The sequence below is a fragment of the Amorphus orientalis genome, from assembly GCF_030814015.1.
GTDB lineage: Bacteria > Pseudomonadota > Alphaproteobacteria > Rhizobiales > Amorphaceae > Amorphus > Amorphus orientalis.
Genome location: NZ_JAUSUL010000001.1, coordinates 1,500,555 through 1,526,547, shown reverse-complemented (window position 1 = coordinate 1,526,547; position 25,993 = coordinate 1,500,555). Strand labels below are relative to the sequence as shown.

Below are 25,993 nucleotides of genomic sequence, written 5' to 3'. Positions count from 1 at the left end.
GAGGCCGGGGACTCCTGGAACCAGGTCCCCGCACGGGTTTTCTCAGGCACATGCGGTTGAGCCATCCAACCAGAGACGAGCGGTGGGCGATCCCGTCTGCTCCATAGCGCTGCAGTGACCTTCGCCAACACCTCTACAGGTTCAAGCCTCGGCCGCCGAGCTCTCATCTGCGCCATATCAGGGCCCCGCCATAACGGCGATCATCGCCGTTCCTGCGAGCATCGCGATCACCGATCGACGGGAGTGCCCTGTGTGATAAGCGCGCATTGACGTGTCACGCTTGCTCGGAGCCGCACGGCGCAGTGGCTTCTCGGACAGCCGCTACCGCCTCGGCGATAGGTACTTCCCCGCCAGTCACCTCCAGGATCAGGCGGCTCAGGTCGGACGATTTGAGCAGCGCGACGACCGTGGTTGCGACGTCGTCGCGCGTGATCTGCTCGTGGACCTTGGCGAGACCAAGATCGACCCGGCCCGTCCCCGGATCGTTGAGAAGCGCAGAGGGGCGGACGATCAGCCAGTCGAGATCTGTCTGAACGAGCGCGATTTCCGCCCGCTTCTTCTGAACCATGTAATGCTCGAACGAAGCGTCCATGCGCCGCTCGCGCCAAGCTTCGGGGAAGACGGAGACGAGTATGAACCTTCGCACGCCGGCGAGCGCTGCCGCCTCTGCGAGCTTGCCCGGCCCATCGCCATCGATGCGGGTCGTCGCATCGTCGCCGTCCTTGCCGCCGGCGCCGGCGCTGAAGACGACCGCGTCGGCGCCGTGCACCGCGTCGGCGAGCTCATCGACCGACATCGCGACGAGGTCGCCGAACTTGGTCTTGATGCCGAGGGATGCCAGCGCCTCGACCTGACGCTGCTGACGTACAAGACCGGTGGGTTCGTCACCCGCCGCGGCGAGTTGCTCCCCGACACGACGGCCGACGCCGCCGCCGATACCAACGATGAATACCTTCATGCTTTTTCTCCATCGTGGGAAGCGCACGATCGCAACCCCGTCGACCGGCTCGCCCTCGAGCGCCTCGTGAGGACCGCAGAAGGCCAGCAGTTCTAGCGGGTGCGCGTCGCACGCGGCCGGCGTCCGCTCCCGGTCGCGATCGAGCGCCTGCTCGTCGGTAACCGTGGTCACGGACGAAGACCACGCAGCCGCTCATTTCGACGCTCGGAGTTCCTCGACGAGGCGCCGGGCGGCGGCGGCGGACGAGGCCGGGTTCTGGCCGGTGATCAACAGGCCGTCCTGCACGAAGTACGAACTCCAGTCAGGACCCTTCGAATAGATGCCGCCCTTGGCCTGCAACTCGTCCTCGACGAGGAACGGCACGACTTCCGTCAGGCCGACGGCGGCCTCCTCGCTGTTGGTGAAGCCGGTGACCTTCTTTCCTTCGACGAGCGGACGGCCGTTCGGCGTCTTGACGTGACGGAGTACGCCCGGCGCGTGGCACACCAGCGCGACCGGCTTGTCCGCGGCAAGGAAGCTTTCGATCAGCGCCGCCGAAACCGGGCTTTCGGCGAGATCCCACATCGGGCCGTGGCCGCCAGGATAAAAGACCGTATCAAAATCAGCCTGGGATATGTCGGCGAGCTTCACGGTATTCGCCAGCGCTTCCCGCGCCTCAGCGTCGGCCTCGAAGCGGCGCGTGTCCTCGGTCTGGAAGTTGGGCTCGTTGCTTTTGGGATCAAGCGGCGGCTGGCCGCCGTCCGGCGACGCGAGCGTGATCTCGTAGCCAGCTTCCTTGAAAACATAATAGGGCGCGGCCAGCTCTTCGAGCCAGAAACCGGTCTTGCGGCCGGTGTCGCCGAGCCGGTCATGCGACGTCAGAATCATTACGACTTTCATGACTTCGTTCTCCGATAAGATGTTGCTGGTCCGGGCCGCAGCGGCGGCTGGAATGATGCCAGTCGCGAAATCGGCATTTCGGCGCGATGAGGCTCGCCGATGCCCAAGACACCGAGCCCGGCATGGTCAGCGGCCCCGATCTCCTCAAAAAGGTCCGACATGCGATCGGCTGCCGAGGGAGGCTGCCCTGTCGCCAGGTCGGGAAGGATGGGCTTGAGACTGTCGACGAGCTGTCGAGCATGGATCGTCGCAAGTCATTGTCGATCCCGGTGGAGCGGGTCGGGCCGGGTCGCTCGCGACCACGCCGGTTCGGGGTGAGCACGGCGTGCGCCTTCCTCCGGGTCAAACATCGAAACACCGCTGTCGGCCGCCGTTGCTGCCGTTTCGCTCTGCAACACGTCCCAGTGTTCGGCCAGCCTGCCATCCTCGACCCGAAAGATATCGACTGCGATCAGCGGTTCGTCCGCCCAGCCGCGAATGCGGCCGTGTATGGCGACGAGATCGCCTTCGGCGACGATCAGTCCGGGCTCGTAGAAGACGTGCTCCGCCAGGCCGGCGACGAGCGCCTGCAATGCTTCGCGGCCCTGGGGAATGTTCGGGTTGTGCTGGATGTAGTCCCGCGCGTAGAGCCGTTCCACCGCCGACGCGTCATGATTCTGGAAGAGCGATGTCATCGCCTCGAGGACGAGTTCCTTGTTGCGCCGCGGCCGATCGTCGGAAATGCGATGCGCCGGCCGAGTGATCGTCATCGTCCCGGTCATTCGCAGGAATTGCCCGCCGGGCAGGGTCGCGAACGAGAAGACAACGCCGTGATCGTAGTCCTGAACGTTGGTGACCGTCGCGTCGCTTTCCTCCTGCCAGCTTACGGCGAAGATGCCATTGCCGATCGGTACGACCTGGATGTCGACGGTCTCCGTCCGGGCGAACGGCCCTTCCTTGATCTCGAACCGCAATTGCTCGGTGGACAGGAGCGTCAGGCTGACTTGGAAATCCGGATAGGAGACATCCATCTCCAGCCCCACGGGAAAGCCATGTTCGGTCATTGCAGCAGCTCCTTCAATCCGACTGAGGCTCTGGAGGAACGGTTGTCCGCGCGCTTTCCGTTCTGGACGCGCCGCTATTCAAGGGTCCGGTTGATCGAGGAAAACATGCAGGGTCCGGATCAGTCCGCCATCGACATGCGCGACATCGGTCCCCGTGACCGCAAACGGCCCCCCGGCCGGGCCGGCGCCCCACTGCAGGCGACCGACGCCGTTGTGGCCCGATGCCGGCCTGACCGCGGTGAACACGAAACCCGCAGGCAGATGCCCCTGAAGATCGGTCACAGCCTGCGAGATTGCTTCGTGCCCACGGACCGAACGGTCGGGTTCGTGAAGCTCCGCGTCCTCATGGTAGATGTCGCGGATCGCCGCGATGCGCCGTGCAGAGTCATGTTCGCCGAACACCAAATCGAGGTTGGCCTGCATGAGTTTCTCGAAATCCATCGGTCCCTCCTTCGCCGCAGCTTTGGGCAGTGCCATGGATGACGAGGCCAAGCCGGTTCCAGGAATGCCCCGAGGCCCGCGTCGCCATCCAGGCCGATCAGCCCGCCGGGTTCGGCAGCGGCGTATTGAGCAGCTGCTGCTCCCACAGATAGGCGATGCCGCTGCCAGCGGCATGCTGGATGACCACCTCGTTGAGCGGCCCGGCGGTCTTGGCCCGCGCCCAGTCGCGCTGCCATTCCGCCGCCAGCGCCATCCAGGTGATCATGTTCACGCCGGCCGCGATCATGCGCTGGATGGCGATCTCATGCGCCTCTGTCGACACGGCGCCGGACGCATCGGTGACGACTGTCACATCCCAACCTTCGCCGGCCGCCTGGATGGCCGGCATCGCGACGCAGACCTCGGTCCATAGGCCGGCCAGGACCAGTTGCTTGCGGCCTGTCGCCTTGACCACGTCGACCACCTTGGGGTCCTCCCAGGTGTTGATCAGCGTCCGGTCGATCACCTCCTGGTCCGGAAAAACCTCGGTGATCTGCGGAAAGATGTGACCGCCGCGAGCCTCGACGACGCTGGTCAGGATGGTGGGCACGCCGAACACCTTGGCGGCCTTCGCCAGCGCGGCCGAGTTGTTGACGACCATATGCGGGTCGTGGCTGTTCAGGTTCGCCAGTTGGTAAGGTTGATGGTCGATCAGGACCAGAACGGAATCTTCGGGGCGAAGGAGGGAGGCAAGGCCGTTGCGGAGAGCCATCTCAAGTTCCTTGGTCTCGAGAGAAGTCTGGAATGTCCCATGGAAACTAGCGAGTGGCCGAAAATGCTGCGTTGCAGAACCTGCCGAGCCGGTGCCGTTCTTGCTTCCTTTGCCCCGTGTCCCTGCGCGAGTTCTTGAACGATACGTTTTGCCCGAAACCTTCTCCTGACTGCAGAGCAGAAGTCCCCCGTTTCAGGATTACCGCGGATCACGCACCATCCCGTTGGGCGGTGCCGGTTTCCCGGCCTTGAGTGGCCGGACGGGTGCGCTGCTGGACCCAAGCGAGACAGCAACCCGGGCACCGTTGTGCGCCGCGCATGAGCTTCACTCCGCTACCGTGAGGAAGAAGAGCACGTTCGGGCAGGTTGTTTATCAAAGATTACGCCGATGCTGGCCGTTGCACGCCTGAACGGAACGGAGCTTCGCCGGGCAACTCCGGCTTGCCGTCCGGCCTCCCAATTCTCTGGCAAGTCGTCCCGATGCTCGCGGCTCATGCCGCTTTCAATGTCGCGTGCCACCAGCACCAGCGTTGCCACGACACTTTTCGTCGCGGTTGCCGGAGACGGGGTATCCCTGCTTGCGACGTTCCGCCGGCGTCTGCCGAAGAATGCGGCCGGCGATCCGGTAGCCACGAACCGTTGGGCCGAACCAACAAGATCGACAGACGTAGCAAATCCTTCCCATCCTGGGGGTTATTGATCCGCAAGATCGGCACCCCAACGGCAGCTTCAGCGCCGCAGAATTCCTGGCCGCGCGCTAGTGTCTCTCTCAGGAAGCGGGTTCCGCGATGCGTATCAAACATCGGGCTTTTGAAGGATTGAGCAGGACGTTTTCCACCTTTGTCGGGTCACCGGCATGTGCCGCGTCTCGGCGACCCGTGGTGACAGTCGCGCCCCACCCTTCCAGATTAGAAGGAAAAACGGCAATGAACACTACCTTGAAAACCATGGCCGCCGCAGCGGTCGCGGGCGGCGTCGCCTTCGGCACCGACGCCCATGCCGAACCTATTCGCAACATCGTACTTGTCCACGGTGCTTTCGCCGACGGGTCCGGGTGGCGCGGGGTTTACGACAACCTGACCGCGCGCGGCTATGCCGTGAGCATCGTTCAAAACCCGCTGACCTCCTTCGCCGACGATGTCGCGGCGACCCGGCGGGTCCTGAACCGGCAAGACGGCCCGGTGATCCTGGTGGGTCATTCGTATGGCGGCAGCGTCATCACCGAGGCCGGCGTCGATCCGATCGTCGCGGGGCTTGTCTACGTAGCGGCGTTTGCACCCGAGATCGGCCAGTCAACACTTGACCAGTATGCCGAAATCCCGCCGCCGCCGAACTTCGTGCCCGAAGAACAGTCCGACGGGTTCGCCTACCTTAATTCAGACCTGTTCCGCGCGGGCTTTGCCGGCGACGCCGACGAGGCCGATGCGGCGTTCCTGCGGGATGCGCAGGTTCCGATATCAATGGCCGCACTCGCAGCCCCGGTGACCGTCGCCGCCTGGATGAACAAGCCAAGCTGGTACGTCGTTGCCACGGAAGATGGTGCCATTGCCCCCGATCTTCTGCGCAGCACTGCCAGCCGTATTGGTGCCGAAACGACCGAGGTGCCCGGAAGCCATGTCGTGTTCCTGACACGGCCGGAGGCAGTCGCGGATGTGATCGATGCCGCGGCCAAGGGTGCGGCAGAGGCGCTTCAAGAAACCGGTGGCACTGCGACACTCCCACCCGCCGAATGACTTGCCGGTTCCCTTCGGACTGTCCAGGGGCGCGGACAAAAGGGAACGCAACGATGGGGCCGAAAAAAAGAGGCGCCAAGACAACAAATGAAGGCAGCCATCCAAAACGCTCCGGGCGATCCGGACGTCCTGCACTATGAGGACGCTCCCGACCCTTCCTGTGCTCGCGACGGAGTTTTGATCAAGGTCGAAGCTATTTCCATTGAAGGTGGCGATCTCATCCACCGGGCATCGACCCCACCTCCCGCACCGAAACACATTCTGGGATATGCAGCCGCGGGCGAGATCATCGCCGTCGGCGCGGATGTTGAGGACCGCTTTATCGGCCAGAAGGTCACGAGCTTCGACATGAGCGGATCACATGCAGAGCTGCGGGCAGTCAAAGCGACCAGAACTTGGATCGTGCCCGGGGGCCTGGCAATCTCCGCGGCCGCCGCTTTGCCGATTTCCTTTGGCGCAGCCTTCCACTCTCTCTTTTCAAGAGGAGGTCTGGTTGAAGGAGAGACAGTTCTCATTCAGAGCGGCGCCGGCGGAGTTGGCGCCGCCGCTATCCAACTGGCCCATCGGCACGGGGCAACGGTGATTGCCACGGTCTCCGGCGCGGAACGGGCGGCGCGTTTGGCGACCCTCGGTCTTACACACCCGATCGACTATCGCATGGTCAATGTACCGGAAGAGATCATGCGGTTGACGGCGGGACGGGGTGTGGACCTTGTCGTGGATCCTGTGGGTTCCACGTTGACGGACTCACTGGCGTCGCTGCGATTAGAGGGACGTCTGGTTTTCGTCGGCAATGCGGGGCGGTCGTCCCTTGAGCTCGACCTCTGGCCGGCACTCCAGGCAAACCAGTCGCTCTTGGGGGTGTTCATGGGCACCCAACTCGAAAAGCCGGACATCCACAAGTCAATTGCCAGCATGCTTGAAAAGGCAGCCGCAGGCACACTCGAAGTTCTCATCGACAGAACGTTCAGCCTTGCCGATGCCGCGGCTGCGCATGCCTATGCCGAAGAGAATCCCGTTCTGGGGCGTGTGGTTTTGTTACCCTGATGCGGCGAAGGAGTACCCCAACGTGCAGACGTTACATGACAGGTTAGCTGCCGATCCGGCAGTACGGAATGGCCTTGACAGCGAGGCCGGCAATTGACCGCGATTGCCCTGGACGGAACGGCAACCGGCCTTCACCACGTCACCGGCATTACCGCCAACGTGCAGGACAACGTCGACTTCTACGTCGGTTTCCTGGGCCTCAAGCTCGTTAAGCGGACCGGCGGATACGCGGATGCGGAACAACTGCACCTGCTCTACGGGGACGGCATCGGCAGCCCCGGATCGCTGCTGACCTTCCTTGTGTGGGAAGCCGCCGGCCGAGGCCGTACCGGTATCGGACAGGTCTCGGAGGTGGCGCTTGCGGTTGCGCCGGCCTCCGTCGGCGACTGGCTGACAAAAGCGCTTGCGGCTCATGTCCCAATTGAGGGCCCCTTCCGCGAGTTCGGCGAGCCGGTTTTGCGGCTGAAAGATCCCGACGGGCTGATCGTGAAACTGGTGGGTATCGACATGCCGACGCCAGCGCCGCTTGCGGGCGCACCGACCCGGCTGCGGGGTGTGACCGTCTTGACCGACAAGGCGGTGGAAACCGCAGAGTTCGTGACCCGCTTCGGCTACAGGTACGGAGAGCGCCAAGGCCTCACACAGCGCATGATGTCCGAGACAGACGTCGTCGACGTGAGGGATGTGTCGGGCTTTGTGCCCTCTGTGCCGGGCGCCGGCGTTCCGGACCATATGGCTTTCCGCGCGCAGGATGCCGATGCGGTAAGGTCAATGCGGTTGTCGCTGAGAAGCCATGGACCGACCGAGGTTCATGACAGGAAGTATTTCCTGTCGCTCTATGTTCGTGATCCTGCCGGAATTCTCATGGAATTCGCGACCGATGGGCCGGGAATGACCGTAGACGAAGCGCAGGGGGAGCTGGGCCAGACCTTGTTCCTGCCGCCACAGGATGCCGCCCGGGCGGAAGATCTCAGAGCAATGCTGCCGCAGTTCGCTCTGCCTGGCGAAGAGCGCTTTCCCGCGCGCGACCTCCCCTTCATCCACCGGTTCAACCGGCCGGAGCACCCAGATGGCACGACTTTGGTGCTACTGCATGGCAGCGGCGGGCACGAAGCCGACCTGATGCCGATCGCGCGCCGCATGGCACCGCACGCAACGCTCCTAGGGGTGCGCAGCCGGGCGACCGAGGACGGATCCAATCGCTGGTTCCGCCGGATCGACGCCACGACGGTCGATCAGGCGGATCTCCGCGGCGAGGCGGAAGCCTTCGCAGCCTTCGTCGAAGCCGCCATCAGCGCATACGGGCTGGACCGACAGAGGCTTGTCTTTCTTGGCTATTCCAATGGCGCAAACCTGCTCGCTGCCGTCATCCAGTTGCGTCCCGGTGTCGTGCGCCACGCGATCTTGATGCGCGGCATGCAGATGATGGAGCCACCTGAGGCAGCGGATCTCGCGGGAACGCGCGTGCTGCTGCTCGATGGACGTGATGACCGCTTCGTCCGATCCGGGTCATCGCCAGCAGACGGCCTGCGCGCACGCGGGGCGAATGTCGACGCCCGCACGCTTTCGGCCAATCATGCGTTGTCCGGCGCCGATGTCACGGAGGCGGCAGAGTGGCTCCGACAAAATCTGTCGGACGGAGAGACAGTTGGGATGCCTGACCCGAAGGCGACATAGAACGGCCTGACACAGGCCTTTCAGCGAGCCACCATCCGAAGCCGGCGCCATCACGCTGATTGGCGCAGGTTGAATAATTGCCCGGGACTGAACCACATCCCTTTGAGCCCGCCGGCTCCAGTGCCGCGAACCCGGCCGTCTGCCCACGCGCTCGAATTTCACTAAGGCGCGAAAGATCGCTTCGGATCGCGAACGGCGCGACGATAGTCGGATGGCGTGACGCGCATGTGCTTTGCGAACACCCGGGCAAGCACCTGGTTCGACGAGTATCCGACATCCAGGGCGATTTTCGTGATGGAAAGGTCCGAATGTTCGAGGAGGTCGCAGGCTTTCTCCACACGCAGTCGCGTCAGGTAGACCCGGGGTGGCACGCCGAAGCTCTTTTTGAACATGCGGGCGAAGTGGTAGGGTGAAAGCCGCGCCTCGGCAGCCAGTTCGTCGAGGCTGATGTCTTCCGAGAGCCGCGCACGCATCAGGTCCAGTGCGCGCCGCTCGACCCAAGGGGCAAGGCCGCCCTTGACCGGTGTGAACGGCGCGCCGCCCAGGCGACAGAGTTCGGCCAGGATCTCGCAGCCTGCAGCCCGCACCCAAAGACGCGATGGCGCACCTTCGTCTTCGCAGAGCGCCCAAAGGCTCCGCAGCGCCGACCGGATCGGCGGCGAATCGAACACTCGGCCATAGTTCAATGAGGTATCGAAGGAAAACCGCCCATCGGCCGCTTCGTTGACGAGATCCTGCCACTTCGCCAAGGGAAACACTAGACTGCGCACCTTATGGCTTGCCTCCATGATTGCCGTGGTGGCAAAGTTCGGCGCAGCTAGATTGAGGAGTCCCTTCTCGCTTATTACATCAAAGCGCCCTCCTCCCAAGTCTGACCTTACACGACCATTGCCAAGCCTGTCCTCATATAGAACAATATCTGGAAGGGATGGGCGCGTCATATCCCCGGCGGGTTGCGCCACCTCAAGCATATCAAGGACCCCGCCCGGGGATTTTATCGCGTGCAAGTAGGACTCATGTCGGCATTTGCTATGCAACTGCGCGACTGAGGAACTGGTATGGACAGTCATGGCTGTCTCACCGGAGTGGGACGCGCTGAAAAAGAGCTTGATGGGCGAGCCGGATCGCGCACCGCGCGGCGAAATTCGGATGGCGTGACGCCGATGTGCTTGGCGAATACACGGGCAAGAACCTGGTTCGACGAGTACCCAACTTCCAGGGCTATTTCCGTGATTGGATGGTTCGAATGTTCGAGGAGTTCGCAGGCTTTCTCCACGCGCAGTCGCGTCAGGTAGAGCCGGGGTGGCAAGCCAAGGCTCTTCTTGAACATGCGGGCGAAATGGTAGGGCGAGAGGCGCGCCTCGGCCGCCAGTTCATCGAGACTGATGTCTTCCGTGAGCCGCGCACGTATCAGTTCGAGACAGCGCCGCTCGGCCCAGGGGGCAAGCCCCCCTTTTGACGGCGTTAACGGTGCCCCGCCCAACCGGCAGAGTTCGGCCAGAATCTCACAGCCTGCCGCGCGCGCCAGCAATCGCGACGGTGTACCCTCCTCCTTGATAAGAGCCCATAAAGTCCCCAGCGCCGACCGGATCTCAGGCGAGTCGAACATCCCGTCATAGACACGGGCAAGGTCGAAAGAAAACGGGCCGTCGACGGCTTCGTCCAGCATCTTGTGCCACTGCGCCACAGGAAATGCCACGGCACGCATCCGATGGCCGATGTCGGCGTTGGAGGTAAGGGCGAAGTTCGGCGCACCCAGAAACAGTGCGCCGTTTTCACTCATCACGTCGAAGCTCCCTCCTCCCAGGTTGCCGCTGATACGGCTACCGCCTTGCATGTCCTGGACCAGTACGAGATCCGGCAGGCCTGCACGAGACATGTTCCCTCCCGGTCGCTCAATCTCAAGCAGATCGAGGATTCCACCCGAGGACTTAATCGTGCGAAGGTGATATCCGCAGTGGCCTTCACTGTACCACCGGGCGGAAGCTGAATTGACATGCACGGTCACTGCCTAATCTCAGGCGTTGAAGGTGCTCCACGTCTCATTTGAAGCGAGATCTGGCGCCGCGGATCACGCACCGCGCGACGATAGTCGGACCGCGTGACGCGCATGTGCTTGGCGAACACCCGGGCAAGAACCTGGTTCGACGAGTACCCGACTTCCAGGGCGATCGCAGTGATCGGAAGGTCAGAATGTTCGAGGAGGTCGCAGGCTTTCTCCACCCGCAAACGCGTCAGGTAGACCCGCGGCGGCACGCCCACGCTCTGCTTGAACATGCGCGCAAAATGGAAAGGCGACAGCCCGGCCTCGGCAGCCAGTTCGTCTAGGCTGATGTCTTCAGCAAGCCGCGCTTGCATCAGCTCCAGAGCGCGCCGCTCGACCCAAGTGGCAAGGCCGCCCTTGACCGGTGTGAACGGCGCGCCGCCCAGGCGACACAGTTCGGCCAGGATCTCGCAGCCTGCCGCTCGCGCCAGTAGTCGCGACGGCGCCCCTTCGTCATCGCTGAGCGCCCAAAGGTTCCGCAGCGCCGACCGGATAACCGGCGAGTCGGACAATCGGCCGAAGACGAAGGACGTGTCGAACGAGAATTTGCCGCCGGCCGCCTCGTCAAGCACGCTTTCCCACTGCGCCAGAGGGAAGGCCAAGCTGCGAAGCCGGTGGCGCTCATCATTGACCACTGTGGTCGCGAAGTTCGGCGCAGCGAGGGCGAGTGTGCCCTTTCTGGTCGCCACATCGAAGCGACCTCCCCCCAAGTCCGCCACAACTCGCTTGCAGCCCAGCATGTCCTCTATCAGGACAATGTCCGGCAAGGCCGGGCGGGACATGTCCCCGGCCGGTCGCAACACCTCCAGCAGATCCAGGACGCCACCGGATGATTTCCTGGCCCGCACGTAAGACGCGTGTCGGCCCTTGCTGTGCCACTGGGCGAATGAAGTATGGTCATGCACGGTCATCGGCGTCCCTGCAGAGTGGGATGCGCGTGAAAATTGTTCGATGGGAAACAAATTCGCACATCGCTCGCCAAAATTCGGACGGCGTGGCGCGCATGTGTTTGGCGAACACCCTGGCAAGCACTTGGTTCGACGAATGCCCGACTTTCAGGGCGATTACCGCGCCTCCATGATCGCGGTCGTGGTGTAGACGGCCACCGTCGATCAAGTCTCGACCAACGACAATGGTCGGCAGTTCTGTGCACAGTGTATCCCCGGCCGGACGCGCAACTTCGAAGCGGTCGGCGGCTCTGCCTGGTGAATTCAGTGTTCGCACACAGGACCCCGGTGGCCCATCGCAATGCCGTTGCGAGGAAGAAGTATGCGCGTGTAATCCCATATCGCATCTCCTGTGAGGCGGCTAAGCCTCCTCGCGACGACTTCCTCACACGGGATAATTTTAAGGATGTTATTCCAGCCATTATAGAAAGGAGATGGATGTAACTCAAGATTGCCGATCTGTAGAAAAAAGCAGAAGCCGAGCCGAGCGGCGGTCAATCGCTCTGACCTGACGGTAAGATTGCTCAGGGCATTGTTCGAGGAGTGGGCAAGAATTGGCTATGTGGGGATAAACCTTTAGCGCGTGGTCGCCTGCTTGGGCGTCGGAGGGCCGCTATCGACCAAAGATGGGCCTCAAAGCACAATTTCGTGTAGCAGGCGATCGTCAGCAACGAGATCGCGCTGTCGGCTTCGACCAATCGGGAATCTCTGCAAGCAGATGCCCGAGCATACGTCGACCTACGTGGACGGTTCTGCGCATCCACTCTTGCGCTGATATCAGAGCCCGCTGCTTCAGGGCCTGGCACAAGCCGCCCCCGGGCGCAGGCCGGGCACTGTCAATTGGGCAGCGCAAAGGATGCAGTTTGTGGCCGACCGGCCTCGGAACCAAATCGCAAGATCGGCATCTTTGCAGCAGGCTCGGCGACATAGACCCTCGATCCGTTCGCTAGAATTCTAATCAATGCTCAGCTCTGTACCGAGCCTTCAGCGTGCCAGCACGATCAGGCGATGGCACGCGCAAGAAGCCGGAATACGGCGTGGCTCGAACGAACAGGATTGATGATGCATCCCCAAGACACTTCGGCACCACGCCTCACAACCACCGCCGGCGCGCCGGTTGCTGACAACCAGAATAGTCTCTCCGCCGGCGATCGTGGCCCGGTCCTGATCCAGGACTGGCAACTCATCGAGAAACTGGCACATCAGAACCGCGAACGGATTCCCGAGCGCGTTGTCCACGCCAAGGGGTGGGGCGCGCATGGATCACTCAGGGTCACAGGCGACATTTCGCATCTGACCTGCGCCAGTGTGCTTCAACCCGGCACCGAGACGCCGATGATTGCGCGCTTTTCTACCGTGGCCGGGGAGACGGGCGCGGCCGACCATGAACGGGACGTGCGCGGCTTCGCCCTCAAGTTCTACACGGAGGAAGGCAACTGGGATCTGGTCGGCAACAACACGCCAGTGTTCTTCGTTCGCGATCCGCTCAAGTTCCCTGATTTCATTCACACGCAGAAACGCCATCCGCGGACCAACCTGCGGTCGCCGACGGCCATGTGGGATTTCTGGTCGCTGTCACCTGAGAGCCTGCATCAAGTGACGATGCTCTTCTCCGACCGCGGCTTGCCCATCAGCCCGATGCACATGAACGGCTACGGCAGTCACACCTACAGCCTGTGGAACGAGAACGGCGAGCGGGTCTGGGTGAAGTTCCACTTCAAGACCCGGCAAGGGCATCGCCACTACACGAACGCCGAGGCGGAAAAGGTGATCGGAGAAACGCGCGAGGGCTACCAGGAAGCGCTTTTCGGAGCGATCGAGGCTGGGGAGTTTCCCCAATGGACCGTGAAGATCCAGGTCATGACGGAGGCCGAGGCAAACGCGCTCCCATTCAACCCGTTCGACCTTACGAAGGTCTGGCCTCATGCGGACTTTCCGTTGATCGAGATCGGCGTATTCGAACTCAACCGCAATCCCGACAACTACTTCGCCGAGGTCGAGCTCCTGGCCTTCAGCCCGTCAAACGTGGTCCGCGGCATCGGCCACTCACCGGACAGGATGCTTCAGGGCAGGATCTTCGCCTATGCGGATGCACATCGCTATCGACTTGGGACCCACTACGAAGCGCTGCCGGTCAACAGGCCACAATGCCCGGTGCATCATTATCACAAGGATGGTGCCATGCGCTTCTTCGACAACGCGTCCAGTCCCGATGCTTATTACGAGCCGAACAGCTTTGGCGGTCCCCGGCAGGACAGCGCGTTCAGCGAACCTCCTCTCGACCTGCAGGGTCCAGCTGCCCGGTTCGACCATCGGGACGGCAACGATGACTTCAGCCAGCCGCGCGCGCTCTTCCTGCTGTTCGACGATGGGCAAAGGAACCGGCTGTACGCCAACATCGCAGACGCAATGCGTGGAGTTCCCGACGGTATTGCCGAACGGCAAATCCGGCTTTTCAGCCATGTCCACCCGGACTACGGCGACGGCGTATGTTCGGCGCTGGATGCGCTGGACCCGCAATTCTGATGTGCCCTGACAGGGATGGATGCCAAGAATGGGTTGGAACCCAGCACTTTCGACCAGGCTGGATTGGCCGAACTGCTGACCTGCGCGGGCATCGATGTCCGGCCGAATCCGCATATCGGGTTCGGTACCGTGACTTGTCTTTGTGGCGGCGGATGCCATCACCATGACAGCACCGGCGCCGATCTGGTCATCAGCCTTGGCGCTCTGAACTGGATGGTTGCGGGGCGTGGCGCATTCGGAACGGACAGCCGATCCGGCGACGGAATGGCACGACGTGTTGCAGTCGAAGCCCTGACATTCGGTGGAGCGCACCTTGCGCTCTGGCACCAAAGCTCAAGCGACACCCGGCGCGTCCGCGCGCCGCCGTTGCCATTTGAAAGGAATTTAGCCGATGGCGGTAGAAGGATTGGGGCCGACCATTGGCCCGGTGGTCGTGCTGCTGGGAGCAGCAGTAATTGCCGTGCCGCTGTTCCGGCGCCTGGGGCTCGGGTCGGTGCTGGGGTACTTCGCCGCCGGGGCGCTGGTCGGTCCATCGGTGCTGGGGATCTACACGGACCCTGACACGATCCTGCATTTCGCAGAGCTGGGCGTGGTGATGTTCCTGTTCATCATCGGGCTGGAGTTGCGACCGCAAAAGCTCTGGGCCCTGCGTGGTCAGATATTCGGCCTTGGCCTGGCCCAGGTGAGCCTTGCCACTGCGTTGCTGTCGCTTGCGGGCGTGGTGGTCTTCACGTTTCCACTGGTCACGGCCTTCATCGCCGGGGCCGGATTCGTGCTGTCATCAACGGCAGTGATCATGTCGACTTTGCAGGAACGCGGCGAAGTTTCCAGCCTCGAGGGCCAGAAATCCGTCTCGATCCTTCTGTTTGAGGATCTGATGATTGTGCCCCTGCTGGCGGTTGTGGCGTTTCTGTCGCCCGTCGGACAGGGCGAGGGCGGACTGGAGGCAGCGGCACTTGCGCTCGGCGGGCTTTTGCTGCTGCTCGTGGCGGGGCGTTGGCTGCTTGGGCCGTTCTTTGCCCTCCTGGCGCGCGCCCGTGCCCGCGAGGTGCTTAGCGCCGGGGCCCTGCTCGTGGTGCTGGGGGCGGCTCTCCTGATGGAGGCGGTGGGCCTGTCGATGGCGATGGGCGCGTTCCTGGCCGGCGTCCTGCTTTCCGGCTCCAGCTATCGTCACCAGATCGAAAGCGACATCGAGCCGTTCAAGGGCCTGTTGATGGGGCTTTTCTTCCTGGCAGTCGGCATGTCGTTGAACCTTGCCGTCGTGGCTGCGGAATGGCCACTGCTGCTCGCCATGCTGGCGGTCTATGTGCTGGTCAAGGCTGTTGCCATCTATGCCACGGCGCGGGCCTTTGGCGGTGCCAATCTGCCCGCGTTGCGCCGCACTGTCATGTTTGCGCAAGGGGGTGAATTTGCCTTCGTCCTCTATACGGCCGCGGTGGCAGGCGAGGTCATCGACGCGCGGGAAAATGCCATCTTCTCGACCGTCGTGATCCTGTCGATGGCAATCACGCCGCTGATCATGATCGCCGCCGACAGGTTGTTGCGTGACGCCGGTGATGCACTGGATGGTGTGGAGCCGGCAAACAAGCTACGCGGACAGGTCCTTGTGATCGGCTTCGGGCGGTTCGGTCAGATCGCTCTGCAAATGCTGCTGGCGCGGGGTGCGCAGGTTTCGGTGATCGACAACAACCCCGATCGTATTCGCGAGGCTGCACGCTTCGGTTTCAAAGTCTATTTCGGGGATGGCACGCGGCTGGATATTCTACGGACCTCGGGTGCGGAGAAGGCGCAGGTAATCCTGGTTTGTGTCGATGACCGACGCGCCGTCAGCACCATTGTTGATCGGGTCCAAGGTGAATTCCCGAACGCGGTCGTGCTGGCACGCAGCTATGATCGAGGCCATTCCATAGACCTGATCCGCGCGGGCGTGGACTTCGAAATCCGCGAGACAATTGAATCGGCCTTGCTGATGGGGGCGGAGGGGCTGCGCCGCCTCGGCTGGGATGAGGCCGCGGTGACCGAGGCACTGGACGATATCCGTCAACGCGACGCGCAGCGTCTGAACGAGCAAGTGCAGGGCGATATCATGTCCGGACGGGACAAGATGTTGACGGCACCCTTTCCCGAGCCTCTGACACCCGTTCAACCAGTAGCAAACGGAGGGTCGTGATTCAGAATTGCGCCATCCCAGCCGGCTCAGCCCGCGACGGCGGGTACCGGCGTGTTCAGGAGTTGCTGCTCCCACAGGAAGGCGATGCCGCTGCCACCGGCATGCCGCACGAGCAGTTCTGCCAGGTCCGCGGCGTGCTTGGTGCGAGCCCAGTCGCGCTGCCATTCGGAGGCGACAGCCAGCCATGGCGCCGGCTCCGATCATGCGCTGGATCGAGACTTCGTGGGATTTGAGCGACGTTCCACCGGAGGCATCGGTTACGACCGTCACGTCCCAGCCTCCCCCGAGCGCCTGGATCGCCGGCATGGCAACGCAGACCTCGGTCCACAAGCCTGGAATGATGAGCTGTTTGCGGCCGGTCGCTTTCACGGCCTCGACGACCTTTCGGTCCTCCCCGGTATTGATGAACGTCCGGTCGATCACTTCCTGGCCCGGAAAGACATCGGCTATCTGTGGAAATATCCGGCGGCCTCGATCGGCGATCACGCTCGTCAGGATGGTAGGAACACCGACAATTTTGGCTGCTTTCACCGAGGCCGTCGAGTTGTTGGCCACCCTGGTGAGGTCGTGGCTGCACACTTTCCTGCCACATCGGGTAGCGTTGATGTTTCCGGGAGGCCCGTCCCGGCGTCGGTGTCCCGCTGCTATCTGCCGTTCCGCTTGACAGCCCGATAGGGCGGGCGCGCGGCAAGGCGTGTCGCGAGAAAGGGAACGCCTGGTGGATATCGAGGATCTCGAGACCTTCGTTGCTGTGGCCGATACCGGCGGCGTTTCGGCGGCGGCACGCCGTCTAGGGGTTTCCAAGTCGATCGTCAGCCGGCGGCTCTTCCGCCTCGAGGCGGAACTGGGCGTCCAGCTTCTGGCCCGGACGACGCGGGGGGCCGCTCTCACCGAGGCGGGGGTCACGTTCCGCGAACACGCGGCGCGGATCGGCGCGGAGATCGACACGGCAAGGGAGACCATGCGCCCGACGGGAGATCTTCGTGGTCGCCTGCGCGTCGCCGTGCCGCTCTCCTTCGGCCCGACACATTTCGCGCCGGTGCTCGCGGAGATGGCGCTCCGCTACCCGAAGCTGCAGATTCACAGCTCCTACAGCGATCGCTACGTCGATCTCATCGCCGAGGGCTTCGACTGCGGGATCCGCGTCGGACTGATGCCGGATTCCAATCTGGTCGCTAGACGGGTCGGGCCTAGCTATGGACAGCTTGTCGCCAGCCCGGCCTACATCGCGGCCTACGGCGCACCCGAGACGCCGGAGGAGGTCACAGCCCACGAGGCCCTCATGCAGGGCACCGAAACCTGGCAATTCATGGATAATGACAAGGTGGTCAGGGTCCAGCCTCAGGGCCGGTTCAAGGCCGATAGCGGCCTGGCCCTCGTGGCGGCGGCGGTCGCCGGGCTCGGCATCGGCTGGCTTCCCGACTGTCTCACCTACGAACACCTGGCATCCGGCGCCCTCGTTCCGGTCATGACGCGCTATCCCCCGCCGCCGGCAGGCGTGTACGTCGTTCGCCCGCCAGGACAGTATCCGACGCGGAAGGTCCGGGTTCTGGCCGAAATGCTGATCGAGCATTTCGAGCGTCACCCAGAAGTCTGGGGTCTCCATCGCTGACGTCTGCTCAGTCGGGGGACCGCGCGGGGGTGGCCTCGGGCATCCGGCGGGATTGCGAATGCTTGTGGGCGTTCCCCGCCGCGCGACACGCCTGAGCGCTCCGTGCGGCTAGTGGAACGGGGGAAAGCTCGCCAGTCTGGGCCCGTTGTGCAGTGTCGGTCGTCGCGTGGGCGGGGGCATTGCTGCGGAAAGCCCTGAGAGAGAAAGACGTGCATGAGCTGGAATCCGACGCTTGAACCCGGCTGCCCCGATGACGTGGGACTCGATTCCATCGAAACCCTGATCGTTCCCCGCAGCCGCGACCTCGGCGGTTTCGAGGTGCGGCGCGCGCTGCCGGCCCCGAAGCGCCAGATGGTCGGGCCGTTCATCTTCTTCGACCAGGCGGGACCGGCCGAGTTTCTGACCGGACAGGGCGTGGATGTCCGGCCCCACCCGCATATCGGTCTGGGCACCGTCACCTACCTGTTTCGCGGCGATTTCCATCACCGCGACAGCACCGGAGCCGACCAGATCATCCGTCCCGGCGCGCTGAACTGGATGGTGGCCGGACGCGGCGTCACCCATTCCGAGCGCACGCCCACGGCGGCGCGGAGCGGCCCAAACAGCCTGTTTGGGATCCAGACCTGGCTGGCCTTGCCCGACAGTCATGAGGACATCGATCCGTCGTTCGAGCATTTCGGCAAGGAGACGCTGCCGATGATCGAGGACGACGGCGTCTCGGTCCGGCTCATCCTGGGAACGGCCTATGGCAAGTCGGCCCCGGCGGCGATGCCCTCCGAGACGTTCTACGCCGACGTGAAGCTCGACCCGGGACGCCAGCTGCCGATGCCGGACGATCACGAGGATCGCGGTATCTACGTCGTCGACGGCTCGATCTCGATTGCCGGCCAAACTTTCGAAGCCGGGCGTATGATGGTGTTCCGTCCGGGTGATCGTATCACGGTCGCAGCCGGAGAAGGCGGCGCGCGACTGATGATCCTCGGCGGCGCAACGCTCAACGGGCCACGCTATATCTGGTGGAATTTCGTCGCATCCTCCCGCGAGCGGATCGAGGAAGCCAAGGCCGAGTGGCGAACGCAGAACTGGGGCAAGGGCCGGTTCGACCTTCCGATGGACGACCGCGACGAGCACATTCCCCTTCCCGACTGATCGGGCAATCGCTCCCGGTCGCCCTGGAGCATTTACAGGCCAAGTGGAAACCGGTTGGCCGCCCGGAAATGCGTCAAAACGAAGAGTTGGACCTGTTCACCGAGTTCGGGAAAAGCTGGGCGGGTCTAGACGAGACGAAACCGACGTGTGCCGGGTGCAGGCCGGCAGGAGGATGCCGAATGAGCAAGACCTGGCCTCACCTCGACTATCTCGGCTGGCGGGAAACGTGTTCCGCGCTGCATCTCTATCTGCAGGTTGCCGGCAAGTATCGGCTGGCGCACACGCCCTGGATCAACCATTCCTGGCACGCGACCTTCTATGTCACGCCGCGCGGCTTGTGGTCCTCTCCCATCCCGGACGGTCCCGGCATCGAGATCCTGTTCGACTTTCACGATCACCGGGTCAGAGGGACCAACGGCGAGGGGCGGGAAGCGTCCTTCGCGCTCGGACCGACGACGGTTGCAGCATTCCATGCGGATTTCGTCCGGCTCGTCTCCGACCTCGGCGGGACGGCGACCTTCAACCGGAAACCAAACGAAGTGCCGGATCCCGTGCCGTTCGACGAGGATCATCGCGACCGTCCCTACGACCCCGACGCCGTTCGACGGTTTCATCAGGCGCTGATGGCGATCGACCGCGTCTTCACCACCTTCCGGACGTCCTTTCTCGGCAAGTCCAGCCCCGTCCACCTATTCTGGGGCAGCTTCGACCTCGCCATCACCCGCTTCTCGGGGCAGCGCGCACCCCTGCATCCGGCCGGCATTCCCGCCTTGCCGGATGACGTCGCGCAGGAGGCCTATGACCGCGAGGTGTCCTCGGCAGGATTCTGGCCGGGTGGCGGAGGCATCGATTATCCCGCCTTCTACGCCTACGCCTATCCCACGCCTGGTGGCTTCCGGGCCGCGTCTGTCCGGCCCGATGCTGCCTTCTGGCACGAGGGCATGTCCGAATTCGTCCTACCCTACGAGGCCGTGCAATCGGCGGCCGACCCCGACGCCGCACTGATGGATTTCCTCGTCTCCACCTATGAGGCCGCCGCAGACCTGGGAGGATGGGACCGCGATCTCTTGGAGTGCGTGCCCGGCCGACCGAGGCAAGTGCGGACGTCAAGTGCTGGCCAGGCCCCGCGCACAGCGTCGAGCGCCGAAGGGTCCGTCGAACGCGAGGATGGCCCGTCGAAGGGCCGCTACCGGATGGTGGTCGACGGGCACGAGGCCGAAATGACCTATAGCCGGGTCGGCAAGGGACTGATCATCATCGACCACACAGAAGTCCCTGCCGCCCTGCGCGGCCGCAAGGTCGGTGAGCGCATGGTCCGTCAGGCGGTCGAGGACGCCCGGAGCGAAGGCATCGGCATCGTTCCCCTCTGCCCCTTCGCCAAGGCCCAGATTGAGAGGCATCCGGAGTGGCAGGACGTCCTGCGACAGAGATAAGGAGCGCGTCTTGCTGCGGGAGACTCAGAGTTCCGTGGTGCTCCCAGATCAAATTGCTTGATGGTCGCGTTCGACCAATCGGAGAAAGCCCCTGGGACACTTTGCCTATGATCCAGCCTCAATGGAAATGCGACTGTGGAATGACGGACGGAAGATGCGCAAAACGCGCTCTTTGAGAGCCGAAGTCTGGACGATCCGCTTCTGGCTTGCTCCGGAGAGTTCGAGAACTAGCCATTGTTCGGTCGCAGTTGCAAGCTTTCCCACCAAGCCGAAAAGCTGGCCAACGTTGGACGAGACTACTAAAATTGAGCCCCGAAGCCTTCACTAGCTGTTCTTTAATGGCCTGATAGGGTGCCCCAAATTTCCCCAAGCGAGCCACAATTTGCCGAGACGACTACGGAACCAGGTCGCGGCTTTGCTACGAGATGAATTGGTTTTCGGCGACTCCGACCACCGTGTTCGATGGTTTTGACTAAGTACGTCGCCTTCAGGACCGAAATCACCAGCAGCGCACACCCTCCAGAGTGTTCAATTGCCTATCCGAGCCAGAAATTGCCGGAGCCGCGGATCCTGCGGCGCGTCGAATATTTGCGCCGGTGTGCCCTGCTCTACAATCCTGCCGCCGTGCATGAAGACGATGCGATCCGCGATCTCGCGGGCGAATTGCATCTCATGGGTGACGATCAGGATCGTCTGCCTGCGCTCCGCCACCCGGCGCATCAGATCGAGGACTTCGCCGACCAGCTCCGGGTCGAGCGCCGAGGTCGGTTCGTCGAACAGCAACAGATCCGCGTTCAGAGCCATGGCACGACCGATGCCGACGCGCTGCTGCTGTCCGCCGGAAAGCGACGCCGGATAGCTGTTGGCCTTGTCGGCAAGGCCGATGTCGTCCAACACCGCGCGGGCGCGCATGGCGGCCTCCGTCTTGGACAGGCGCTGCACCGTCACCAGTGCCTCCATGATGTTCTCGACGGCGGTCTTGTTGGCGAAGAGCGCGTAGTTCTGGAACACGAACCCCGTGCGCCGTCGCAGGCCAAGAATGTCGGACCTGCGCGCGTGGGCGGCATCCACCGTCAGGTCACCAATGGAAATCTGGCCCGCATCCGGCCGGTCGAGATAATTGATGCAGCGGAGGAAGGTTGATTTCCCGGTGCCAGAAGGTCCGATGATCGCTACCCGTTCGCCCGCGGCAATGTCGAGATCGATGCTGTCAAGGACCGGCGCACCACCGAAAGACTTCATTAGCCCCTTGATAGAGGTTGCTGTCGTCGATGTCATCGGGCGTATGCTCTGTCGAGATAGGTCTCCAACGCTTTCTGGCCATTACTGAGCACCTCGACCATTATCCAGTATATCATTGCAACCACCAGGAATGCCTCGAAGTAAAGGAAGCTGCCGGCGGCTTCTTTCTGGGCGGCGCCCATCATCTCGGTGACGCCGAGGGTGAAGGCGAGCGAGGTCGCCTTGAGCATATCGATGAAGTAATTTACCAGCGTTGGCGCCGCCACTCGGGCGGCTTGCGGCAGTATTATTCGCTGCATTGCCTGCCGCTGAGTCATGCCGACAGACTGGGCTGCTTCCATCTGACTGCGGTCGACGCTGACTATGGCCGCGCGGATCGATTCCGCCATATAGGCCGCGAAATGCAGGGTCAGGCCCAGGATCGCCGCAGTCACCCCATCTATCCTAGTCAGGACGGGCAGCACCTGCGGCAATCCGTAGTAGAACAGGAAGAGTTGGACCAGTAGCGGCGTGCCGCGGAAGAAGCTGATGAAAAGCACCACCAGCCGATCCAACAGCGGCACGCGGGCCACCCGTTCGACGGCGAGGAGCGAGGCCAGCACCAGCGCGAAAACCATTGCCGCCGAAGCCATAGCCAGTGTCAGCGGCACATAGCCTAGGATCACCGGCACCAGCCCGACCATGTAGCCGATATCGAGCCCCGGCATGGGTCATTCCGCCGAAGGCTTGGTGATGTCGGATCCGAACCACTTCTTAGAAATCTCGGACAGGGTGCCGTTCTCGCGCAAGGTGGTAAGCGCGGCATCGACCTTGTCGCGTAGGGCACGGCCCTCTTTGTCGTCGCGGAACGGCAGGGCATTTCGGATTTCCGAAAAGGGCGGGCCTGCCAGTTGAAGTGGTAGCGGGCTTTGCTCGATCACCTGGGCCGAGGACACCCGGTCCATGACGAACGCATCGACGCGGCCAAGCGCAGTGTCCTGCTCGATATTGCTCTCGTAGGTTCTGATCTCTACCTCATCGGCAAACGGCAGATCACGCAGCAATTGCTCGAAGTTCGACCCGAGATTTACGGCCACGATCTTGCCGCGGAGATCGTCGACCCCGGCGATGGCGTCATTGCCCCTGCGGGTGACCACCTGGGCGCCGTCGATCACATAAGGTTGGGTAAAGGCGAACTTGGCCTCCCGCTCTGGCGTGATGGTGATTTGATTGGCGATGGTGTCGATCCGGCCCGCATCCAGCGCACCGACCAGCCCCGAAAAAGTCATGGTTTCGAACTGGATCTCGAGATCGGCCACCTCGCCCACCGCATTCATGACGTCGACCTCGAACCCTTGCAGCACGTCCTGACGCACGAACGTGAAGGGGAAGTAGCCGCCGGACATGCCGACGGATAATACGGCCTCCTCGGCCTCGACCGCGGGCGCAGAGATGGCGACGATTCCGGCCAGAATGGCGGCACGAAGGATGTTGGTCATGGCGGAGCTTTCCAGGTGTCTGCGTTAGATGGAGAAGTGTCGATCCACGAGCGCGGCTGCAAGAGTGCCGTTAGATAAGGGCCCAGCGTCCCTGCACAGCGGCAGAACCGGGATGAGCCGCTTTGTTGGGCGCCGATCTTCGAAAATGGTTCATGGCAAGGGTCAGACCCAAAACAGGTTCCTCGACTGCGGCTGTCAGAATCCTGATGCGGTTCCGCCAATCAAAGCAGCTTTATATCCGACGCAGGGGAGTCGGACGCCTTGCTTGGCACGATGTCCGGAAAGCTCCCCTGCTCCAGCGCTTCTGACGTTCTTCGAGGGCCGCACAGGTGGGCCAGGAGGTCCGGCACCGCAGGCCCTGATCTTTGGGCGCTGCGGGGCCAACGGACGGCGCAGACGAAATCCGAAACAATGTACCGCACCCCCCGTTCGCCCAACCTCTTCCAGTCAAATCAAGCCGAGATAAATAGCAAGAACGGTTCAAGCCAAGCAACCTCTGCACCGCGTGCATTTGATGCAAATGCTAAACTCCCTCAGCAAACCTGGAATATTCATCTCTCTTCGAGAGCTATGTTATACCCATGATCAAATAAACATTAATACGCGTGCTTTGGATATATAATAAAAAATCAAATGCGCGACATCAGTTCATCCGCGATTGGACAAAGATAATGCAAGCGATCAGCCTTCCTCGATTCGGTGGCCCTGATGCATTCGCCCTGTCTGAAATCGAGACCCCTGTGGCCGGCGCAGGAGAGGTGTTGGTCCGGATTCACGCGACCTCGATCAACCCGCTCGATTATCAGGTTCGGCGTGGTGACTACTCAGATCTGGTACCATTGCCTGCAATCACCGGGCACGATGTCTCCGGCGTTGTCGAAGCCGTCGGCTCAGGCGTAACAGCGTTCAAACCCGGTGACGCGGTTTGGTACACACCGAAGATCTTCGGCGGTCCCGGCAGCTATGCCGAGTACCACGTGGCGAGCGAGGCGATCGTCGGCTTCAAGCCGGCCGGCCTCACGCATCTGGAAGCGGCCTGCCTCAGCCTTGTGGGCGGCACGGTCTGGGAGGCGTTGTTCACGCGGGCGGGCCTGCGCCTTGGCGAATCCATTTTGGTCCACGGAGCGGCTGGTGGCGTGGGCCACGTTGCCGTGCAGGCGGCTAAGGCAACGGGTGCCTTCGTCCTGGCCACGGCCTCGGGCTACGACGCCGACTTCGTTCGCGGCCTCGGCGCTGATGTGGTGATAGACTATCGCACCGAAGACTACGTAGCCGCCGTCAACCGCGAGACCGCCGGCGCGGGCGTGGACGTCGTCCTTGACACCATTGGAGGCGAAACGCTCGGACGCAGCCCGCATGTGCTCGCTCAGCTCGGCCGGATCGTCTCCATAGTCGACACTTCTGAGCCGCAGAACCTGATCGAGGCCTGGGGTCGCAACGCCAGCTATCATTTCGTCTTCACGCGCCAGAACCGGGGAAAGCTCAATGAGCTTGCGGCTCTCGTCGCCCGTGGCCAGCTCAAGCCCCACGTCGGCAAGATCTATCCCCTCGCCGGCATCCCCGACGCCCACGCCGAACTGGAGCGACCGCGCAACGGCGTGCGCGGCAAGATCGGAATCGCCGTCGTCGACGAAGCCACATCCCGTCGAGATTGAACACTCGATGAACCGCGTCTACGGGGGCGGGTCCACACTCAAGATTTCACTTGTCCGCGCTGGTGTCGATCGGCGCGCAAAAGGGCTCTAATTCACATTCGATGATTTTCTCTGTTCGCTGGTTTTTGATCTCGTCGGAAAATCAGGCCATCGCGAGCCAATTGCGGCTGAGCCGGTTCAGTACGGTGTACCCTTTGTCTGGCGCTGCGCCCGGGCCGCTTCAGCCCACCACGCGAGATCGGCGGCGAAGCGCGGAAAGGCCTGTGCCAGAGCGGCTCCCCCGTCGCCGATCGGCCGCGCGTCGGCGTCGAGGGCCTGACCGATACCGCCGACGGCGAGCGTGCTCGAAACGACGACCATCCCCATTTCCGATAGCGTACCGTGCCAGGCGAGCGCTGCGCGTGCGCCGGCAATGCGACCGGCCGAATAGCTGGCGATCGCCGCAGGCCGCCAGAACCATTCCTCGAGGAAATGGTCTGTCAGGTTCTTCAGCCCCGGCTGAACACCCCAATTGTATTCACCGGTGACGAAGACGAAGGCGTCGGCGGTGCGGATCTTGCCGGCCAGTTCTTCTAGCGCGGAAGGCGCCTTGCCGGCGGCGTATTCCTTATACATCCGGTCAAGAATCGGCAGATCGAGCACTTTGGCATCGATCAGTTCGGCATCGGCGCCGACCTCGGTGAACGCATCGACAAGATACCGCGCCAGGCGAATTCCCTGCCGGTCGGACCGGTACGAGCCGTACAGGACGAGGATGCGGTCGGCCATGATGCATCTCCTTTTGCGCCGAATGATAGGGCAGAATCGCATCCGGCCCCAGTGACTTGTCGTCAACCCCGAATGAATACCTGCAGATCTGAGTTACCTGGATTCTTCGGACCACGCTTGGCGTGAGAACGCTGCCCCCTGCGCCTACTTCGCAGAGTCCCATGCCGGGCGGCTGGACGAAAGGGCTGGCTGCGGAGGGGCCACGCACCGCAGCGGTCCACCCATCGTGGCCACTGCGGTGCGTGGGACTGTTCTTCACCGCGAAGTCAATTGTTGTTAGCTAGCCGAGGCTGGAGTGAGGGCGCACCTCGTTGTCGCGCGAACGCCAGCCTTCGATAGTCACCTTGGCCTCGGCCCGCCAGCGAAGCCAATCCAGTCTCATGTACTCTTCGCGGAACTTGCCGGTGGAGATCTGGGACATCAACAGTTGTTATGCAAAAA

Annotated in this window: 22 protein-coding genes and 2 pseudogenes; 10 read left to right on the top strand and 14 right to left on the bottom strand. The window is 62.7% G+C overall.

Features of this window, described 5'->3' with window-relative positions; translation table 11 throughout:
• Positions 1-274: 274 nt before the first annotated feature.
• The 5 genes from J2S73_RS06920 to J2S73_RS06900 all read right to left on the bottom strand — a co-directional run bounded on the left by J2S73_RS06920 (position 275) and on the right by J2S73_RS06900 (position 4,072).
• Entirely contained in the window at positions 275-1,129 is an 855-nt protein-coding gene (locus J2S73_RS06920; RefSeq protein WP_306884718.1) for an NAD(P)H-binding protein, read from the bottom strand.
• Positions 1,130-1,150: 21 nt separating this feature from the next.
• The gene (locus J2S73_RS06915) at positions 1,151-1,837 is read right to left on the bottom strand and encodes a type 1 glutamine amidotransferase domain-containing protein (protein ID WP_306884717.1); all 687 of its coding nucleotides are present in this window, start codon (positions 1,835-1,837) and stop codon (positions 1,151-1,153) included.
• 254 nt (positions 1,838-2,091) lie between these two features.
• Positions 2,092-2,880 (bottom strand): nuclear transport factor 2 family protein, encoded by a 789-nt coding sequence (locus J2S73_RS06910; RefSeq protein ID WP_306884716.1) that lies wholly within the window; start codon positions 2,878-2,880, stop codon positions 2,092-2,094.
• A gap of 78 nt (positions 2,881-2,958) precedes the next feature.
• Complete coding sequence (locus J2S73_RS06905; RefSeq protein WP_306884715.1) at positions 2,959-3,321, bottom strand: nuclear transport factor 2 family protein; 363 nt, start codon at positions 3,319-3,321, stop codon at positions 2,959-2,961.
• A gap of 97 nt (positions 3,322-3,418) precedes the next feature.
• Positions 3,419-4,072 carry a hydrolase gene (locus J2S73_RS06900; RefSeq protein WP_306884714.1) on the bottom strand — a complete coding sequence of 218 codons (654 nt, stop codon included), beginning with the start codon at positions 4,070-4,072 and terminating at the stop codon, positions 3,419-3,421.
• Between the two features lie 925 nt (positions 4,073-4,997).
• On the opposite strand from J2S73_RS06900, the gene J2S73_RS06895 reads away from it, so the two are divergent.
• The 3 genes from J2S73_RS06895 to J2S73_RS06885 all read left to right on the top strand — a co-directional run bounded on the left by J2S73_RS06895 (position 4,998) and on the right by J2S73_RS06885 (position 8,528).
• Complete coding sequence (locus J2S73_RS06895; RefSeq protein ID WP_370874392.1) at positions 4,998-5,804, top strand: alpha/beta fold hydrolase; 807 nt, start codon at positions 4,998-5,000, stop codon at positions 5,802-5,804.
• 87 nt (positions 5,805-5,891) lie between these two features.
• A complete protein-coding gene (locus tag J2S73_RS06890) occupies positions 5,892-6,851 on the top strand; it encodes a quinone oxidoreductase family protein (RefSeq protein WP_306884713.1) in 960 nt (319 codons plus the stop codon).
• A gap of 93 nt (positions 6,852-6,944) precedes the next feature.
• Complete coding sequence (locus tag J2S73_RS06885; protein WP_306884711.1) at positions 6,945-8,528, top strand: VOC family protein; 1,584 nt, start codon at positions 6,945-6,947, stop codon at positions 8,526-8,528.
• 161 nt (positions 8,529-8,689) lie between these two features.
• Here the strand turns inward: J2S73_RS06885 and J2S73_RS06880 are convergent, their stop codons facing one another.
• The 3 genes from J2S73_RS06880 to J2S73_RS06870 form a co-directional block, all read right to left on the bottom strand.
• Entirely contained in the window at positions 8,690-9,598 is a 909-nt protein-coding gene (locus tag J2S73_RS06880; protein ID WP_306884710.1) for a helix-turn-helix domain-containing protein, read from the bottom strand.
• A complete protein-coding gene (locus J2S73_RS06875; protein WP_306884709.1) occupies positions 9,595-10,407 on the bottom strand; it encodes an AraC family transcriptional regulator in 813 nt (270 codons plus the stop codon). Before J2S73_RS06875 ends, J2S73_RS06880 begins: the two co-directional genes overlap by 4 nt.
• Before the next feature lie 125 nt (positions 10,408-10,532).
• Positions 10,533-11,483, bottom strand: a complete 951-nt coding sequence (locus J2S73_RS06870; RefSeq protein WP_306884708.1) for a helix-turn-helix domain-containing protein — start codon at positions 11,481-11,483, stop codon at positions 10,533-10,535.
• A gap of 1,098 nt (positions 11,484-12,581) precedes the next feature.
• On the opposite strand from J2S73_RS06870, the gene J2S73_RS06865 reads away from it, so the two are divergent.
• The 3 genes and pseudogenes from J2S73_RS06865 (at position 12,582) to J2S73_RS06855 (ending at position 16,215) form a co-directional block, all read left to right on the top strand.
• Positions 12,582-14,045, top strand: a complete 1,464-nt coding sequence (locus J2S73_RS06865) for a catalase (protein WP_306884956.1) — start codon at positions 12,582-12,584, stop codon at positions 14,043-14,045.
• 48 nt (positions 14,046-14,093) lie between these two features.
• Positions 14,094-14,300, top strand: a pseudogene (locus J2S73_RS06860) (pirin family protein); the annotation flags it as partial.
• 136 nt (positions 14,301-14,436) lie between these two features.
• A complete protein-coding gene (locus J2S73_RS06855) occupies positions 14,437-16,215 on the top strand; it encodes a monovalent cation:proton antiporter-2 (CPA2) family protein (protein WP_306884707.1) in 1,779 nt (592 codons plus the stop codon).
• 26 nt (positions 16,216-16,241) lie between these two features.
• Here the strand turns inward: J2S73_RS06855 and J2S73_RS06850 are convergent.
• Positions 16,242-16,788: pseudogene (locus J2S73_RS06850) on the bottom strand (isochorismatase family protein); the annotation flags it as partial.
• A gap of 145 nt (positions 16,789-16,933) precedes the next feature.
• Here J2S73_RS06850 and J2S73_RS06845 point away from each other — a divergent pair.
• The 3 genes from J2S73_RS06845 (at position 16,934) to J2S73_RS06835 (ending at position 20,409) form a co-directional block, all read left to right on the top strand.
• Positions 16,934-17,827: a LysR family transcriptional regulator gene (locus J2S73_RS06845; RefSeq protein WP_306884706.1), complete on the top strand. Its 894-nt coding sequence runs from the start codon at positions 16,934-16,936 to the stop codon at positions 17,825-17,827.
• A gap of 213 nt (positions 17,828-18,040) precedes the next feature.
• Complete coding sequence (locus J2S73_RS06840) at positions 18,041-18,976, top strand: pirin family protein (RefSeq protein WP_306884705.1); 936 nt, start codon at positions 18,041-18,043, stop codon at positions 18,974-18,976.
• A gap of 179 nt (positions 18,977-19,155) precedes the next feature.
• Positions 19,156-20,409: a DUF5996 family protein gene (locus J2S73_RS06835; RefSeq protein ID WP_306884704.1), complete on the top strand. Its 1,254-nt coding sequence runs from the start codon at positions 19,156-19,158 to the stop codon at positions 20,407-20,409.
• A gap of 528 nt (positions 20,410-20,937) precedes the next feature.
• Here J2S73_RS06835 and J2S73_RS06830 read toward each other — a convergent pair.
• Genes J2S73_RS06830 through J2S73_RS06820 form a run of 3 tightly spaced genes read right to left on the bottom strand, consistent with a single transcriptional unit; the run spans position 20,938 to position 23,129 of the window.
• Positions 20,938-21,687, bottom strand: a complete 750-nt coding sequence (locus tag J2S73_RS06830; RefSeq protein WP_306884702.1) for an amino acid ABC transporter ATP-binding protein — start codon at positions 21,685-21,687, stop codon at positions 20,938-20,940.
• Entirely contained in the window at positions 21,684-22,358 is a 675-nt protein-coding gene (locus J2S73_RS06825) for an amino acid ABC transporter permease (protein WP_306884701.1), read from the bottom strand. The genes J2S73_RS06830 and J2S73_RS06825 overlap by 4 nt, the downstream gene beginning before the upstream one ends.
• A 3-nt stretch (positions 22,359-22,361) precedes the next feature.
• Entirely contained in the window at positions 22,362-23,129 is a 768-nt protein-coding gene (locus J2S73_RS06820; protein ID WP_306884700.1) for an amino acid ABC transporter substrate-binding protein, read from the bottom strand.
• Positions 23,130-23,800: 671 nt separating this feature from the next.
• On the opposite strand from J2S73_RS06820, the gene J2S73_RS06815 reads away from it, so the two are divergent.
• Positions 23,801-24,784: a zinc-dependent alcohol dehydrogenase family protein gene (locus J2S73_RS06815; RefSeq protein WP_306884698.1), complete on the top strand. Its 984-nt coding sequence runs from the start codon at positions 23,801-23,803 to the stop codon at positions 24,782-24,784.
• A gap of 177 nt (positions 24,785-24,961) precedes the next feature.
• Here the strand turns inward: J2S73_RS06815 and J2S73_RS06810 are convergent, their stop codons facing one another.
• On the bottom strand, positions 24,962-25,552 hold the full coding sequence (locus J2S73_RS06810) for an NADPH-dependent FMN reductase (RefSeq protein WP_306884697.1): 591 nt from the start codon (positions 25,550-25,552) through the stop codon (positions 24,962-24,964).
• Positions 25,553-25,832: 280 nt separating this feature from the next.
• Positions 25,833-25,973: an integrase core domain-containing protein gene (locus J2S73_RS06805; protein ID WP_306884696.1), complete on the bottom strand. Its 141-nt coding sequence runs from the start codon at positions 25,971-25,973 to the stop codon at positions 25,833-25,835.
• Positions 25,974-25,993 lie beyond the last annotated feature (20 nt).